The 14,898-nt window shown below is 57.0% G+C and carries 16 protein-coding genes and 1 tRNA gene; 10 read left to right on the plus strand and 7 right to left on the minus strand.

Going from position 1 to position 14,898, the window contains the following annotated elements; genetic code table 11:
- Positions 1-854: 854 nt before the first annotated feature.
- From QMO82_RS09200 to QMO82_RS09210, 3 genes are all read right to left on the minus strand, one after another.
- On the minus strand, positions 855-3,689 hold the full coding sequence (locus QMO82_RS09200) for a DEAD/DEAH box helicase (RefSeq protein WP_183606586.1): 2,835 nt from the start codon (positions 3,687-3,689) through the stop codon (positions 855-857).
- Positions 3,686-4,402 (minus strand): hypothetical protein, encoded by a 717-nt coding sequence (locus QMO82_RS09205; RefSeq protein ID WP_183606587.1) that lies wholly within the window; start codon positions 4,400-4,402, stop codon positions 3,686-3,688. Before QMO82_RS09205 ends, QMO82_RS09200 begins: the two co-directional genes overlap by 4 nt.
- Before the next feature lie 213 nt (positions 4,403-4,615).
- On the minus strand, positions 4,616-5,377 hold the full coding sequence (locus tag QMO82_RS09210; RefSeq protein WP_183606588.1) for a metallophosphoesterase: 762 nt from the start codon (positions 5,375-5,377) through the stop codon (positions 4,616-4,618).
- A 451-nt stretch (positions 5,378-5,828) separates the two neighbouring features.
- Here QMO82_RS09210 and QMO82_RS09215 point away from each other — a divergent pair, with 451 nt between their 5' ends.
- Complete coding sequence (locus QMO82_RS09215) at positions 5,829-6,065, plus strand: AlpA family transcriptional regulator (protein WP_183606589.1); 237 nt, start codon at positions 5,829-5,831, stop codon at positions 6,063-6,065.
- Positions 6,066-6,067: 2 nt separating this feature from the next.
- Here the strand turns inward: QMO82_RS09215 and QMO82_RS09220 are convergent, their stop codons facing one another.
- Both QMO82_RS09220 and QMO82_RS09225 read right to left on the minus strand, forming a co-directional pair.
- Positions 6,068-6,946 carry a metallophosphoesterase gene (locus tag QMO82_RS09220; RefSeq protein ID WP_183606590.1) on the minus strand — a complete coding sequence of 293 codons (879 nt, stop codon included), beginning with the start codon at positions 6,944-6,946 and terminating at the stop codon, positions 6,068-6,070.
- Entirely contained in the window at positions 6,943-7,254 is a 312-nt protein-coding gene (locus QMO82_RS09225; RefSeq protein WP_183606591.1) for a DUF6634 family protein, read from the minus strand. Before QMO82_RS09225 ends, QMO82_RS09220 begins: the two co-directional genes overlap by 4 nt.
- Positions 7,255-7,489: 235 nt before the next feature.
- Here QMO82_RS09225 and QMO82_RS33800 point away from each other — a divergent pair, with 235 nt between their 5' ends.
- Both QMO82_RS33800 and QMO82_RS09230 read left to right on the plus strand, forming a co-directional pair.
- Complete coding sequence (locus QMO82_RS33800; RefSeq protein ID WP_369685964.1) at positions 7,490-7,792, plus strand: helix-turn-helix transcriptional regulator; 303 nt, start codon at positions 7,490-7,492, stop codon at positions 7,790-7,792.
- The gene (locus tag QMO82_RS09230) at positions 7,789-8,022 is read left to right on the plus strand and encodes a helix-turn-helix transcriptional regulator (protein WP_183606593.1); all 234 of its coding nucleotides are present in this window, start codon (positions 7,789-7,791) and stop codon (positions 8,020-8,022) included. Before QMO82_RS33800 ends, QMO82_RS09230 begins: the two co-directional genes overlap by 4 nt.
- 92 nt (positions 8,023-8,114) lie before the next feature.
- Here QMO82_RS09230 and QMO82_RS09235 read toward each other — a convergent pair whose 3' ends face one another.
- Both QMO82_RS09235 and QMO82_RS09240 read right to left on the minus strand, forming a co-directional pair.
- A complete protein-coding gene (locus QMO82_RS09235; RefSeq protein WP_183606594.1) occupies positions 8,115-8,777 on the minus strand; it encodes a tyrosine-type recombinase/integrase in 663 nt (220 codons plus the stop codon).
- Positions 8,774-10,126, minus strand: a complete 1,353-nt coding sequence (locus QMO82_RS09240) for a site-specific integrase (RefSeq protein WP_183606595.1) — start codon at positions 10,124-10,126, stop codon at positions 8,774-8,776. Before QMO82_RS09240 ends, QMO82_RS09235 begins: the two co-directional genes overlap by 4 nt.
- 924 nt (positions 10,127-11,050) lie before the next feature.
- Between QMO82_RS09240 and QMO82_RS09245 the strand changes: the two genes are divergently transcribed.
- The 7 genes from QMO82_RS09245 (at position 11,051) to rplL (ending at position 14,667) form a co-directional block, all read left to right on the plus strand.
- Positions 11,051-11,126, plus strand: a tRNA-Trp gene (locus QMO82_RS09245).
- 194 nt (positions 11,127-11,320) lie between these two features.
- Complete coding sequence (gene secE, locus QMO82_RS09250; protein ID WP_003547514.1) at positions 11,321-11,521, plus strand: preprotein translocase subunit SecE; 201 nt, start codon at positions 11,321-11,323, stop codon at positions 11,519-11,521.
- Positions 11,522-11,538: 17 nt separating this feature from the next.
- On the plus strand, positions 11,539-12,069 hold the full coding sequence (nusG, locus tag QMO82_RS09255) for a transcription termination/antitermination protein NusG (protein WP_003547516.1): 531 nt from the start codon (positions 11,539-11,541) through the stop codon (positions 12,067-12,069).
- 176 nt (positions 12,070-12,245) lie between these two features.
- Complete coding sequence (gene rplK, locus QMO82_RS09260) at positions 12,246-12,677, plus strand: 50S ribosomal protein L11 (RefSeq protein ID WP_047620024.1); 432 nt, start codon at positions 12,246-12,248, stop codon at positions 12,675-12,677.
- Positions 12,678-12,681: 4 nt separating this feature from the next.
- A complete protein-coding gene (rplA, locus tag QMO82_RS09265; RefSeq protein WP_085736907.1) occupies positions 12,682-13,383 on the plus strand; it encodes a 50S ribosomal protein L1 in 702 nt (233 codons plus the stop codon).
- Between the two features lie 329 nt (positions 13,384-13,712).
- Entirely contained in the window at positions 13,713-14,231 is a 519-nt protein-coding gene (rplJ, locus tag QMO82_RS09270) for a 50S ribosomal protein L10 (RefSeq protein ID WP_028757410.1), read from the plus strand.
- A gap of 58 nt (positions 14,232-14,289) precedes the next feature.
- Positions 14,290-14,667, plus strand: a complete 378-nt coding sequence (gene rplL, locus QMO82_RS09275; RefSeq protein ID WP_028757409.1) for a 50S ribosomal protein L7/L12 — start codon at positions 14,290-14,292, stop codon at positions 14,665-14,667.
- Positions 14,668-14,898 lie beyond the last annotated feature (231 nt).

The raw sequence follows: 14,898 nt of genomic DNA on the forward strand, positions 1-14,898 counted from the left end.
TTCCCTTTACGTTAGGCTCGCTGTCCGAGTATGCAGACACGTGCGCTAAGTACTTGAGCGATCTTATGGGCCAGACCGTCGAAGGGCTATTGCCTGCAACAGTGCCAATACCGGATTTTCCTAAGGTACCATCAACGGCGGTGGCGAATGTAACCGACCTCATCGAAGTCGCCACCGACAACGAACGGGTTTTTCCTGTCGATAATGCTCGCGTCTCTCCAGATTCAAAACGCACGTTTGACCGGTATAAAGCGGGAGCACGGCCGAGATGGGCATATCACTCTTCAACTGAACCTCGAGAGATACATCGTCGACGTGGCCGAGGTTCTCGCACAAGCGTCTGCGCTATATAAGTTTGCTAGGCAGGCGACCGGCGAAATGCCAACTGGGGTCTCACGTGGAGAGATTGGCCTAGCAGTCCCGCTCTTGGGCTTCCCTGACGATCTGCGGGCGAGGATCACACAGAAGGATGGCCTGGAAGGCGATCTGCCGTGGGTCCCGCCGTTTCGATGAGCCCCCGCACATCAACCACGCACGAACGTACTTCTTTCCACCTCGTGCCAGTGCAACTCGCGCAACACACCAAGACCGAGGCGCATAACGGAGTGGGCGCGGACATGGCTGGTGGATTTGGCGTAACCCGTCGGTTTTCGTAACGCGGCGGCCAATCAGACTCGGTCTGCTGATAACTGCCTGCATCTTCTTTGCCCTCATCATTCTGCCGTCAGTACGGCGGACCGGGAGGGGCATTCAAGAATGACAAATCATCGCCTTGTTCTAGGCTCCATGGCAAAGCCCAAAGAACACCTCCCAGACGCGCCGGGCGAGTGGCTACGTCTTCCTAGATTGGCTAGTTAGTCGGCGTCGGCGTCCGAAAGATCGCCTGCGATAGCGTCGATCGCACCGCTATTCTCAAACCTCTCGGCCCATGTCAACCAGTCGGTATCCTGGACGCGTGAGGTCCCGTAGGCCCTGAACGAGTGGATCGCCCTGCATATCCAAGGGACGAATGTCCCAAACATGTATTGGGTGACGTCTACAAACTTGTCGTACTGAGCGCTAACCGAGTCCGAATTGCGCTCGCCGAGAGCCCAGTCGGCCGGGCTTACCGTCGCTTTGCTTTCTTTAGCTTTGGGTAGATTTAGAAACGTTTCAGTTAGATTCTGACCTTCTAACCAGCTCGATGCCACCGTGCTGACATCACTCGCCTTGAAGAAGAATGGCGTCTTCTTCCTGTTTGCAATGTCTCGAAGAATTTCGTTCTCCTGTTCGTCGCAGGTACCAAGTGCGTCGATTAGGTCCGCCGCAAAGTCGGATGGGCTTAGAGGTTGGTCGTCGCGCGCTATGAAAGTGAGCAGGGTACGGCAGGTGGCAGGCCCGAAACCGCTTCTATTTGCCGCTTCGCCGAGGCCCGTCAACTGCATGGGACTTGCCGCACGGGCAAACGGCTCTCCGTGGGCTTCGCTTAGAAGCTCGGCGCGGGCGGATGACAGCAGAGCTTGGGGGGAGTTTGAATACTGCGCTGCGTAGCTATTTTCTGCCCATTGCACTTCCAAATCATCGACTTCCGGGTTTTCGGGAATGCTGGCCAAAAGTTGCGACGCGACCACAGCTGTAACCGCCCGTCTAGTTTCAGGCTTCAAATTGTCATTGGCGAATATGCTGGCGACCGGGGGAGGGTCGGCAAACAGTTTTGTCTGATGGGCCCTTCTCGTTTGGTTACTCGTGAAGATAGACTTGCCCAGAACGTTGTCGAATATGATCGTGTCACCTTCCGTAAACTCACCTGCGCGACCGCATCGGCCAGCGATGTTACGGAAAAGGAGAGAATGCATCGGTGCCTGGGTATCTTTGTATCCCGTGAGCCAGTCAAAAATGATTGTAGAGCGGAACGGTAGGTCTACGCCCTCGGCAAGTGTCGTTGTGGAAGCTACATATTTGAGGTCCCTGCGTTTGATTGCATCCTCGATTGCCTCTCGTATCTCCGCGGGAAGTGAGGCATTGTGGTAGGCCACGCCGCGAGCCAACATATGCGCTAGCGGCTTGAGATGCGGATACTCGGAGTGGATCAGCTCAAGCACAGTCAGTGAGGTTTCCAAGCGTGGGATTGGGGCCTCGTTCTCGGCAATCTTCGCGGCCAGCCCCCTGGTATTGGCTTTTGAACTGCAAGCTAGCAGGATGGGTCCACCGATGGTGGACTGAATATATCGGGCAAGATAAGCTGCGTTCCCGAAAGTAGCGGGCTTTTGGGCCGTTATGCCGCCGAAGTGATCGGTCGGATAGACTTGCTGGGGAACCGGCAAGGGCTTCGAACCGACATAGTCAGCTGCCCCTTTGTTTGGTGGCCTGAGTGGGTCGCCTCCAAATATCCAGCGCAACAGGCCATCGGATGTCCAAATGCCTATGCGGCGAGACGTGGGTCGCCAGCTGTCATTATAGTGCCGTGCGCTGGGGCCCAGCCAATTTAGGAGCAACCGAACATCCGTGAGGACAGCCGACAGCAGCACAATGCGAAAGGTGTTCGCTTTCTTCTGCTGTAATCGCATTCTCACGATGAGGGATTCAAGCCGCGCCCCGCGAACGCCATTCTCGATGCCGTGAGCCTCATCGAACACAACGGTGTCCAATCGCGCGTAAAAGTTGGTGTTCCTGAGCAGTCCATCTAGGCGCTCCGGTGTGGCGACGACAATCGAGTAGCTGTCTTTTGGAAGGGCATCATTCGAATTGAAGACGCCAAAGTAACCAAGGACGCCGACCTCGGTAGGCGCGTGCTTTCGAAAGGTATCCAGTACCTGCCTTCCAAGTGCTATATACGGCACGACGTATACAGCGACGCGACCCGCCTTTCGCATACGGGAAGCGATCACCAATTCCGCAATAAGCGTCTTTCCTGCACTCGTTGGTAGGGTGACGATGCAATTTGCATCGTCGTCCAATAGGTCGTCATCGAAGACAAGTTTTCGTTGCGGTGGCAGCAGACAAAATCGACGATCGTCTATGAGTCGGGATATGTAGTGGTGAAACGGTTTGTGCTGGTCCAATCGGTAGAGCGAAGACGTTGCTGTGTTTACAATCTGTTGAAGGGCCAACCTCGCGCACCGGAGCATGGTGATTTCAGAAGCTGGCCTTTGCACTACCATCAGTTCTTCGAAATGCCGGATCAGCTTCGCATTCTCAGATTCATCGCCGGAATGCAGGAAATGATGCAGGCGTTCCAGAAACTCCCGGCTTTCCGACGTCAGATGCCGGGACAGAACAGCTTCGTGAATTTTCGCTGGGTTACAGACAGCAAACGTCAGCCAGAGACCGTCAGATTCCAATAGTGTCTTGTCAACCAGCTTGTGAGTTGCCGCAGCCGAGGGGAAGTTGCCGTACATTGCATAGGCGCAGCCGCTTAAAAGGAGCAGAAGCGTTCGCTCTAGCCGGTGCTCTGGTCCGGACCCGTCGTCGTTGAGCACTGGACGCTTGGCCACCTCGAAGCAAACGCGCGCCGCAGCGATCAGAGGCGACGCGGTTTGCTCATCGAGCAAGTCGAGACTGGTGTCGAGGAGCTTCCTGCTTTGAAACTGATTGATCTCCTGCTGCGCGACAGCGAGCAGGTATCCCCATGACATCGGATCGACGCTGAGGCCGCGCGACATGGCGAATGCTGTGACATCGGCGTGTCTAAGTTCGTCCGAAAGGGTCATGACTGGCCTTTCAGGAGCCGAAGGAGGCGTTTTTCGAGGTCTGATAGCCCGATCGCCCAAGGTTCTATCTGCGAGGCGTTCCAGCCAAAGCCCATAATCGACGACCTTATCATCAGCATCTTCGATACCGGATCGGAACTTGCGAGGTCATGGATTCCCGTAGGAAGTAGCTGCACACGAACGCTTTGTTGCGGCGTGGTGCCGCCAAGTCTCGTCACCCTTTCGGCATACTCTGCATTATTCTGCTCAACTTCGAACTTGTTCGCCAGTGCGCTAATTCGGGTCTGCAGCGTGAACTGTGGATCGGGCGCGAATAGCTTCTTGTAATCACCCTTTAGATTATCGAAGTAGTTGAGGCTCATGTCACCCGTCGTCTTAATCTCCTGGATGTAAAGCCGATCGTGTGCAGCGTCTGAAGCGTCGAAATGGATATATATTAAGTCGAGGCCGGCACCGCTAATTCGTGATAAAGGTTGGAGAGCATTGCCGACGTGCTTGTCCATCTTTCCTTGGGGACCCGCTAACGCGACGTGCAACGCTATGAACTCGCCGAGGTTCCCCTTAATTCGGTTCCCAACTTCACCAGCCGCTATATCGAATGGCGCGCCCATATGCTGGAGTCGTGTAAGCAAATTCGCGTGTGCGGCGTCACAATCGGGATCGCCGACGTGGACATACACACCAGTTTTGTTTGTTCTCTTGAAGCCGCTCACTGAAAAATCGATCGCCCCAGAATCGGTTGTTCACCATCGACGCAGATTTCACAAGGCTCAATGGGGCTGTCAACACAGGCGGCGCATCTAAGCGCGGTAGCATTGCCGAGCGCAGATCAGGTGCGCCGAGGGTATGCGAGTAAACTCCTGGGTGGTTCAACTCGTCCGGATCAGCGTTTGGCGTCACATCCAAGGCCAGAGCTGGCCCGCGCATCAGACTTCTACAATAAGGCCCGGTTCAAAGTGGGTATGTTCTCTTGGATACCCTCTCGGGTTCGAGACAATTCTCGTGTTCCCAACGTAGTAATCGTTGCGATGATGGACATGGCCATGCACCCAAAGGGTCGGTCGTGTATCCAGGATTAGGTCTTCCAAATCCGACGCATAGTTAGCCGAAAGCGGATCATGTCGAAACCCGGCGGCTACCGATCGGGGCGACGGTGCGTGATGGGTAATGACGACGGCCCTGCGACCTGCCCGCCTGCGAAGTTCAGAGGCGATAAAGTCTCTCGTCTCGACATGCTTCTTGTAGGCATCGAGAGGCCTGAATTTGGAGTACGGAGTTTTTGAAAGCTTGATCTTTCTGTAGTCATTCATACCGTGTGCAGCATACGACATCGCGACCTGGGGATTGTGGCCGAACAAACGGAAATCCGACCACAGAGTGCCCCCCATAAACGAAAGGCCATCGATCTCAGCGACAGCGTTTTCGAGAAAGTGGACACCCGAACAGCTTTCAGACACGGCCTGCTTCAAGCTCTCCTGAACTGCTTCGCCGTAGAACTCGTGATTGCCCGCCACGAAAACCACCGGGACTTTTCCAGCAAGATGCTTCGTCAGCCACCGCAAGCTAGGGACGATCCCCTTCGTCAGAACGTCGCCGGCACAGACCACGACGTCTGCACAAGCTGGAGGCTTGAGATCGAACGGTTCGCCGAACTCTAGATGAAGATCGGAGATTATCCAGATTTTCATGACCGGAACCACTAACCAGGACCGAGGACTGGAAACAAAGGTGTGCGATCGTTTCTTGCTGCCACCCACGGATGCGAGCGGCGGAGACACGATGTCGCCGGAGACGACACGCACACATTCGCGTCCGGGATTTCGATTTCGAAATCGAGATCGCCAAATCCGAGGTGGAAGTCGGAAATCGTCCAGATTTTCATGCGGTCTACGCTTTCCCAATCTTGTTTACGGGGCTTCTCGCCGCGTCGGGTGGTCCGTTCGTCCTCGCCTTCTCCCCGCGTTCGCGACCGCACTGAATTGATGCGCTTAAAGTGCACCGCGTCGTGCGTTCCGCGTAAAACCGACGTAGGACCTGCCGGATGGCAGTGGTTGTTACGCCTCGGTTACGGTAACCGTGCATGGCCATTGCCAAGGTCTTTTTTGCGTGCGACCGATTCGCCGAACGGAGGCGAAAACGATGTACGAATCCTACGAACATTACAGCCTGAACGAAATACTCCGAATCCTGACCATCAGCCGCTCCACCCTGTACCGTATGAGACGCCGGGGCAAATTTGTGGCCGCCACCGATATGAGCGACTCGAGGATCGCGTTTCTCAAGTCCGCCGTGCATGGCTGGCTTAAAGAGCGTGGCATGCCTTTGCCGCGCCCACCGAGATACGATCGAAGCGATCCAAACGAGCTTCGATATTAACGTCACATCGGTCTTTGCCTGGCATGGACCGGAACCCGCTTTCTCGAAAGTGACTGCACGTCCGCGTCGTCAAATACCGACCCGAAGGACCGGTTCGCAGTCGAGGAATATTCGTTCACGTCGATGACCAGGTCTGGACGGAATGCCGGCGATAGCTCGTCCGGGTATCCGCGCGGATTGCAGATCACCCGTGTCGACCCGATCAAATAGTTGCTTGGCGTATGTATGTGTCCGTGTATCCAAAGGCGCGGCTGGTATGTCAGGATGGTCCTTTCGAGCCTCGAGGCGAACGACGGCGTGAGGGGATCGTCGATGCGGTCCCGAGGCACCGACAAGATGCTTGGCGCATAGTGGGTGACGACCACTGTTGTTTCCTGCGTCTCGGTCGCCAGCATGTGCGCGAGAAGGAGCCGCGCCTCAAAGTGACGGCCCATGGCCTGACGTGCGGAGAACTTCTTGAATGGCCGTTTGGAGAGCTTGATCAGACGGTAGTCGTTGAGGCCTTGCTCAGCCTCCATCATGGGTATCCGCGGATCGCCCAGAAGCGCGAAATCGCTCCACAGAGTCGCACCGAGAAAGCGGATGCCATCAAGGGAAAGAAGGCCACAGTCCAAAACAAAGACCCCGGGAAAATTCTTGGATTCTTCAAGTCCGGCAGCGAAACCCTCGACCAGGGAAGCGCGGTAATACTCGTGGTTGCCCGGGACAAACACGACCGGCATTTTTTTGGAGACGTTTTCTCCGAGCCAGCGCACGCTGGGCGCGACGCCCCCGTCGAGGATGTCGCCGGCGCAAATGCAGATATCGGCGGCAGGCACATCCAGTTGCTTTCGGCTTTCCGGGAATTCGAGATGCAGATCGGAAAAAATCCAGGCCTTCACTGAAGCCTCCTTTTAAGGTGTTCGTCTGACATGGGCATCACCGGGTCTCCGAGCCGGTACCAACGGGAGAGCGTCCTTGCGACACCTCTTTCCTCGTCGAGATAAAAAAGTTCGCTCGTGAGCGTCACCGACCTTTCGCTTGTCGTGGGATGCCCGACGGCACGGCCCACGAGGCACGGAACGGACCGCATGCCCAGAAACCATTCCTCTATCGTCACGGGAGACATGGGTGCCGGCCCAGCGACGGTTATCGCCTCGAGGTCGTCAGCCAGGCTTCTCAGAACGTGCACTAGCTCGTGCATCGACATGCCGAACCGTCTCCCGATTACCCTGTCTCGCACTGAAGCCTCCTGGCGAAGCGTGTGGATAGGTCGTGGCTGTTTCCTTGCAGGCCGTCGGACGAATCTCGGGCGAACGCAACGGACACACCAGGCCGCGACTAGAGTTGATCTTATAGATCAAACATACAGTATGTCGAGTCCTTTATTTGGTTAAAAAGATCGTACTCTTGACTTTCATTCTCGCCGCCGGTTCGTCGTCTTTATGATACTTCTGCAACCCCATGTGGCCCGGGCGGCCCGCGCCATGCTCGGCGTAAGCCAGCGCGAGTTGGCCGACCTCGCCGGTGTCGCGCCGGGGACGGTTGTCAGCCTCGAAAAAGGCGGGATGGTCACCCACGAGTCGGAGGAGCGCGTGACGAGATACCTCCGAAAATGCGGCATCGTGCTGCTCGGAGAACCCGGGGAACCGCTGGACGGATTGCGCCTGTCGTCGCCGCCAGAAATGAGGCCTCGGAGGCGCGGACGGAGAAAGTCCTCCGGGGATATGTCCGAGAGCGACAAATGACGCGGGTATCGGCGGCGGTTTTGCGGGCGGCGCGCGCCTACACGGACCTGAGCCAGGAAGCTCTGGCGAAAAGAGCCGGAATGGCGAAGCGAACGGTTTTTCGACGCGAGAATTTAGGGGCGCGGCAGGACATCATCCTGGAAAAGATATTGGCCGTCCTGCGGGAGGAGGGCGTGACACTGGTTTTCGACGACCACGGTGCGGTCCGCGGCTTGCAGTTTCGCCAATGATAATATCGCCCCCAGCGGAGCGGAAGGGGCTTTTTCCCGAGTTACAATCGACGCTTCGATCGATTTGGCACGCGCTGCGAGGATCGTTTGCCTCAATCGGACCTGCCTCGAACCGCATTCATCAAGTGTGCCTCCCATTTCAGCAGGGCCTTCCTTTTCTCGCCTACGAAATCCCTGCAAAACTTCGGACGCTCTTGGTCCGTCAGGTTGCCGCTGCGGCCGAGGAACCTGACGATGGTCTCGGGCTCGACATTGAGCACACCGCTGGCCATTCGAACCCGTGCAGTCAGTTGAAGATCGTGGATTCGGATGTCGGGCCATTCAAGAACCCGCCTGACTTTGCTGAACAATTTGGACGAGGCGTTCTCCTGCACCCGATTACTTGGATCGCGGGGGCTCTGGAAAATCCAATCGCTGTCCGCGTCTTTCCGGAGATTGGCCGTTTCTTCAACGATACGCAGGACGAATGGCGTCAGAGGTACAACGTGCAAACTGTCTATCCGGGATCGAGACGCCCAAGTCCCGTCTTTGAAACCAATCTCCGAGACCTTCATTCCGAGCACTTCGCCGATTGGTTGAACAGTCAGGGCCGCCAGCAGGACGCTGTTCGCCAAAGGCACCGAGACGCTTAACTGCGGGATGGAATCAGGGGACGAGAACGCATTCCAGATCACGCGCAATTGCTGGTCGGTTAAGGGCTTGCGCACAGAGTACGGGACCTTACTGTCATACCAACTCAGATCGAGTTTGCTCATCGCAAACTTCCTTCCGCGCCGGTCTCCGGCACCGCCCATCGTCCCGGGGACACCTGGCGCGCCTCCAGTCGCAGCGATCCGGAGTCGATTGCACCCTGCCGGAGCGTGAGGATGTCACGTAGGCGGGCCTCCCACTTGTCCAATGCCTCCTTCTTTTCATCGAAATATTCCCATCGGTTATAGACCGAGGTAACCCGCGCCGCGCCACCGGTATCGCTTAGGTGGTTCAGTACCTTGGAGAGGATGAACGGCAAGACCCGCAAGGGCGGTTTGGCCATATGGGTGGTCGCGGTCCTCCTCTCGTCGTGGATGCGAATATCACCCCAGGATAGCGCTTTCTTTACCCTTCCGAATGCCCTGGTGGCGGCTTGCGTGGTCACAGAGATTTTCTTGTTTCTCCGACCCTGGAACACGGCGTCGCTTGAGGCGTCTTTGCGCAAGGCGATGGCGAGCTTAATCAGATGGACTGCAAGCGGCGAGAGCGGCACCAGATGCTCAGCATTGTTCTTGGTGAGGTGGGGCGGGATGGTCCATACGGAGTTTTCGAGATCGAGATCGGACACCCTCATCCGCAAAATTTCGCCAATGCGCTGGACGGTCACCATTGCGATTAGGATCGACAGGGCGACCGAATCCGAGACGGCAACCCCCGGTACTTTGACCGGCGGGGTAAAGGCTTCCCAGATTGTGCGCAGCTGTTCGTCGCTTAGCACGACCTTTCGGCTTCCGGCTTCCGGGTAGAACACATAAACGCATGGATTATTTGCGGTGTAATTGTTCCATATAGCGTAGCTGTACATGGCGTGGAGCGCCTGCTTGGCGCGGCGAGCCGCGCTGTCGGAAACTCTGTCCCTAAGCTCATCCACCAAGGTCTGGATAGTTTCTCGTTGGACACGGTCTATTAAGGTCTCGCCGAACGAAGGCTTTATGTGCTGTTCTACAGATGTCCGCTCGTTTTTGATCGTGGTGTCCTTTTTCCTACGGGCCTTGTGTTTGTGCCGGCCGGCCCAGCATGCTGCGATGTACTCGTCCGCCAAACGGGCAATGGTGCAGCCGCTTGCCGTCAGGGCGACCGGATTTGATATCAAGGGAGTGAGTGCCGAAGCACCGCGCAATTTTATCTCCATGCACTCCGCTCGGGCGCTGGCAAGGGATATCTCCGAATAGTTTCCTAGATGAAAGCGCTTCTGCTTTCCGTTTACGCGGTGACGCATCGTCCACGTTTTCGCGCCCGACGGACTAACCCGCAACGCCAGCGACGACTTTCCGTCAGGATATTCTTTGGGCTTATTTGACGGTCGAACGCTGTCGCAGAACTTGACAGTCAGCTCATTTCGTTGCCGTGCCATGGTGGTAGACCTCCGTTTTGGTGTGCTTGGAAGATCGCCAAAGCAAAGTGAAATATCAATAACCTATTGTTATTACATGTTTATTCTGAGTTTATTGAACTCGTCTGGCACGTGCTGACACACGATGCACTGCTCGGTGACACATCTTGATCACGGGAGCGGAAATGCCCCACGGAATTCATTCGCGCTTCGCTAATGCGTTTGTACTAGGCGGACTGCGAAAACACCGGCGACTGGAAATAAAGTCGTTTCCTCAATGGCCTGAGTAATGCGCTGGGTGCCACCCGGTTGGTTCGAGCCGCAGCGGTCATTCCACGAGTGGCTGATCCGGTACGTCGTTGCCCAATGCCGCAATCCCACCTGAGATTTCGCGGCCGCCGCGATCTGTTGTCACTGGGCGAGGGCTGGGCTAAAGCCAACTTGCCGCGCAAACCGCTACCGCCGCAAGGGTGGCTGGTCGTTACATCGGACGGCGTTTCAGTTCGCCGCGATCCGGCGCGCTTTGCGGCCCGGCTCTCCGAACCTGAGGCGAGAAAGCGGCGAAGAGCGGACGGATTGGTGGGCACGCCGTATTAAAGACCTCGCTGGCGATCCACGGCTGGCTCGCCGGGCACCGCGGGTGAGGGGACGACGGCGTTCGTTGCGACTCGAGATGTTGGTCACACTTAGGTCACGGCAGGCGGGACCTGTGTGGCACGGCGTGAATTAGGATGACCAACCAAGCCACTGGAACGACGGCACAAAGCCCGCGCGGCCCCGCCTACGCGGCCTTTCGGCTCCCGGTGGTCGTCTACGCCGTGTGGAGCGGCCCGAAAAAAGGGGAAAAACCCACTTGCCAAGGCAGCGCGAGGGTCTTAAAGGGACTGCAAAGCTTGCGGATTTGCTTCGACGCCCCCCGCGGCGGAGCGGGTTTTACAGGTTAATAGGGGTATAGCTCAGTTGGTAGAGCGGCGGTCTCCAAAACCGCAGGTCGTAGGTTCGAGCCCTACTGCCCCTGCCATTTTCCTTGATGCGGGACAGCGCGGACATGCTCGCGGCATTCCGGCCGAGGGATTATGGGTGGTAACTAATTTCGTTAAACTTCGGTTTCCCTCTTGTGTATTCGGAAATCGGTGTTTATTTAGGGTTCAACAGACACGCGGTGCGTGGGGCTGATAGTTTCAGCTTTACGCGCCGTAATTGCGTGGGCAGTCGATGGCATCCAAATCCAATCCGTTTGCGTTTCTGCAGCAGGTTCGCTCCGAGACGTCGAAAGTTACATGGCCGTCGCGCCGCGAGACGATGATCTCGACGGTTATGGTGCTTGTGATGGTGGTTTTCGCTGCGCTGTTTTTCTTTGCCGCTGACCAGCTGATCGGCTGGGCTCTGAGCTTCGTGCTGAATACCGGCAATTGATACGGGTGGAGATGAAAATGGCGGCACGTTGGTACATCGTCCACGCATATTCAAATTTTGAGAAGAAGGTCGCTGAAGACATCGAGAACAAGGCTCGCCAGAAGGGGCTTGAGCACCTGTTCGAGAAGATCCTCGTGCCGACCGAAAAGGTGGTGGAAGTGCGTCGCGGCCGCAAGGTCGATTCCGAGCGCAAGTTCTTCCCGGGCTATGTCATGGTTCGCGCCAATCTGACGGATGAAGCCTATCACCTGATCAAGAATACGCCGAAGGTTACGGGTTTCCTCGGTTCCGACAATAAGCCGGTTCCGATTCCGGATTATGAAGCCGAGCGCATTCTCGGTCAGGTCCAGGAAGGTGTCGAGCGGCCGAAGGCCTCCATTACCTTCGAGATCGGCGAGCAGGTTCGCGTTTCGGATGGCCCGTTCGCTTCGTTCAACGGCACGGTTCAGGATGTGGACGAAGAGCGTTCACGCCTGAAGGTCGAAGTGTCGATCTTCGGCCGCGCAACGCCGGTCGAGTTGGAATACGCTCAGGTCGAGAAGGTCTGATTGCAGAGATTGGAAGCTGGCCCTTGCGGCCTGTTTCCCGCGGACCTTGTCCGCACCCGCGTGGAAGGTGAGGGGTCTTAGCCGGACCCTAATGATCCGCACCACGCAACCGCAGCCGCCGGAGAGATCCGGCATCACGGGCCGGGCGACCGGTCGTTCATGAAAGGCAGAGAGATATGGCTAAGAAAGTTGCAGGCCAGCTCAAGCTTCAGGTCAAGGCAGGATCGGCAAACCCGTCCCCGCCGATTGGTCCGGCGCTTGGTCAGCGTGGCATTAACATCATGGAATTCTGCAAGGCGTTCAATGCCGCCACGCAGGAAATGGAAAAGGGTATGCCGATCCCGGTCGTCATCACCTATTACCAGGACAAGTCCTTCACCTTCGCGATGAAGCAGCCTCCGGTCAGCTACTGGCTGAAGAAGGAAGCGAAGATCACGTCCGGTTCCAAGACGCCTGGCAAGGGCGCCAAGGCCGGCTCCCTCACCAAGGCTCAGATCAAGACGATCGCAGAAGCCAAGATGAAGGATCTGAACGCAGCGGATATCGAAGGTGCAATGGCGATGATCGAGGGCTCTGCCCGCGCCATGGGCCTGGAAGTGGTGGGTTAAGATCATGGCAGGTAAGCGCACGCAGAAGATCAACGAAGGTGTTGATCCCACCAAGCTCTACGCTCTGAGCCTGGCCATCGGCATGGTCAAGGAACGGGCTGTGGCCAAGTTCGACGAAACCATCGAAGTCTCGATGAACCTCGGTGTCGACCCGCGCCATGCGGACCAGATGGTTCGCGGCGTCGTCAACCTGCCGAACGGCACGGGCCGTACGGTTCGCGTTGCGGTCTTTGCTCGTGGCGCCAAGGCTGACGAAGCCAAGGCCGCCGGTGCCGATGTCGTCGGCGCCGAAGACCTCGTCGAGATCGTCCAGGGCGGCAAGATCGAATTCGATCGCTGCATCGCCACCCCCGACATGATGCCGCTCGTCGGCCGTCTCGGTAAGGTGCTCGGCCCGCGCGGCATGATGCCGAACCCGAAGGTCGGCACCGTCACCATGGACGTCGCCGGAGCCGTCAAGGCTTCCAAGGGCGGCGCCGTCGAGTTCCGCGTCGAGAAGGCTGGCATCGTCCATGCCGGCATCGGCAAGGCCTCTTTCGACGCCAAGGCTCTGGAAGAAAACATCCGCGCTTTCGCTGACGCCGTCATCAAGGCGAAGCCGGCTGGCGCCAAGGGCAACTACGTCAAGCGCGTGGCGATTTCCTCGACCATGGGCCCGGGCGTCAAGATCGAAGTCGGCTCGGTCACCGCGGCTCCGACTGCATAAGTTATGGCCGGGCTTTAAAGCCCGGCGACTGAATTTCCGGCCTCGCAAGGGGCCGGAATATTCCGGAGAAATCCGGAATCCTGTCCGAGATTGCAGGTGGTTTTCCCTTAATCACTTTGGCCTGCATGAGACGGGTAAGACCCGAATTGCATGAAGTTCGCTTCTCGTAACTCGGTTCGAGCCTTGGATGCCTTGTGCCTCTTTAGCCTTGATTGGCGCGGAGCGCGGGGGGACAGGATCCTCAAGCGTCGCTTGGGATCTCACATGATCCCAGGAGGCAAAGGCAACCCGGCAGGCCCGTTTTCGGTCCTGCCAACTGGAGATAGGCAGTGGAAAGAGCGGAAAAACGCGAATTCGTCACGGAACTGAACGAAGTCTTCAAGGCTTCGGGCTCGGTTGTCGTGGCCCACTATGCTGGTGCCACAGTCGCGCAGATGAACGATTTTCGTTCGAAGATGCGTGCAGCTGGCGGTACCGTCAAAGTCGCGAAGAACCGCCTGGCCAAAATTGCCCTTCAGGGTACGGAAGCGGAAGGGATTACCAATCTCTTCAAAGGTCAGACGCTGATTGCATACAGCAATGACCCGATCACCGCTCCGAAGGTCGTCATGGATTTCGCCAAGACCAATGACAAGATCATTGTTCTGGGCGGTGCCATGGGAACAACCACGCTCAACGCCGAAGCAGTCAAGTCGCTTGCGACCCTGCCTTCGCTCGACGAGCTGCGTGCGAAGCTGCTGGGCATGATCCAGACACCGGCTACCCGCATCGCTGGGGTTGTTGCAGCACCGGCAAGCCAGCTTGCGCGTGTGTTCGCGGCCTACGCCAAGAAGGACGAAGCCGCTTAAGGCGGTTTTTCGCTGTTTATAATCAACCGGTTCGAACCGAACAAAAGGAACTAGTAAAATGGCTGATCTCGCAAAGATCGTTGACGACCTCTCCTCGCTGACCGTTCTGGAAGCTGCAGAACTGTCGAAGCTTCTCGAAGAAAAGTGGGGCGTTTCCGCTGCTGCTCCGGTAGCTGTTGCTGCCGCTGCCGGCGGCGCTGGCCCGGCTGTCGTTGAAGAAGAAAAGACCGAATTCGACGTCATCCTCGTCGACGCTGGTGCCAACAAGATCAACGTCATCAAGGAAGTCCGCGCCATCACCGGTCTCGGCCTCAAGGAAGCCAAGGACCTCGTCGAGGCCGCTCCGAAGGCTGTCAAGGAAGGCGTCAACAAGGCTGAAGCCGCTGACATCAAGAAGAAGCTTGAAGACGCTGGCGCCAAGGCCGACGTCAAGTAATCTTGAATTGCTTTTGGGAGGCAGTCTCGACTGCCTCCCATTTGCCGTTTTTCTGAACGAATTACCCAAAAGCCGCGTCAAACCGGCTTTTGGGTAATGGGTTCTTCAAAAGGATAGTCTCTCGCCGAGGGCAGCACAGCAATCCGAGCTGAGCGTTTTCGGGAGTCGGACGAGATTGAACTACCCATTGATTGACGGGATCGACTGGCCATCGGTTCCCGTCCGTTGCAG

It is taken from the genome of Rhizobium sp. BT04, from assembly GCF_030053135.1.
GTDB lineage: Bacteria > Pseudomonadota > Alphaproteobacteria > Rhizobiales > Rhizobiaceae > Rhizobium > Rhizobium binxianense.

Excerpts from the sequence above, each read along its gene's own strand:
- nusG (WP_003547516.1), top strand. The coding sequence starts at position 11,539 with ATGGCGGCACGTTGGTACATCGTCCACGCATATTCAAATTTTGAGAAG.
- rplK (WP_047620024.1), top strand. The coding sequence starts at position 12,246 with ATGGCTAAGAAAGTTGCAGGCCAGCTCAAGCTTCAGGTCAAGGCAGGA.
- QMO82_RS09215 (WP_183606589.1), top strand. The coding sequence starts at position 5,829 with ATGTACGAATCCTACGAACATTACAGCCTGAACGAAATACTCCGAATC.
- rplA (WP_085736907.1), top strand. The coding sequence starts at position 12,682 with ATGGCAGGTAAGCGCACGCAGAAGATCAACGAAGGTGTTGATCCCACC.
- secE (WP_003547514.1), top strand. The coding sequence starts at position 11,321 with ATGGCATCCAAATCCAATCCGTTTGCGTTTCTGCAGCAGGTTCGCTCC.
- QMO82_RS09235 (WP_183606594.1), bottom strand. The coding sequence starts at position 8,777 with ATGAGCAAACTCGATCTGAGTTGGTATGACAGTAAGGTCCCGTACTCT.
- QMO82_RS09225 (WP_183606591.1), bottom strand. The coding sequence starts at position 7,254 with ATGTCGATGCACGAGCTAGTGCACGTTCTGAGAAGCCTGGCTGACGAC.
- QMO82_RS09240 (WP_183606595.1), bottom strand. The coding sequence starts at position 10,126 with ATGGCACGGCAACGAAATGAGCTGACTGTCAAGTTCTGCGACAGCGTT.
- QMO82_RS09200 (WP_183606586.1), bottom strand. The coding sequence starts at position 3,689 with ATGACCCTTTCGGACGAACTTAGACACGCCGATGTCACAGCATTCGCC.
- QMO82_RS09230 (WP_183606593.1), top strand. The coding sequence starts at position 7,789 with ATGACGCGGGTATCGGCGGCGGTTTTGCGGGCGGCGCGCGCCTACACG.
- QMO82_RS33800 (WP_369685964.1), top strand. The coding sequence starts at position 7,490 with ATGATACTTCTGCAACCCCATGTGGCCCGGGCGGCCCGCGCCATGCTC.
- rplL (WP_028757409.1), top strand. The coding sequence starts at position 14,290 with ATGGCTGATCTCGCAAAGATCGTTGACGACCTCTCCTCGCTGACCGTT.
- QMO82_RS09210 (WP_183606588.1), bottom strand. The coding sequence starts at position 5,377 with ATGAAAATCTGGATAATCTCCGATCTTCATCTAGAGTTCGGCGAACCG.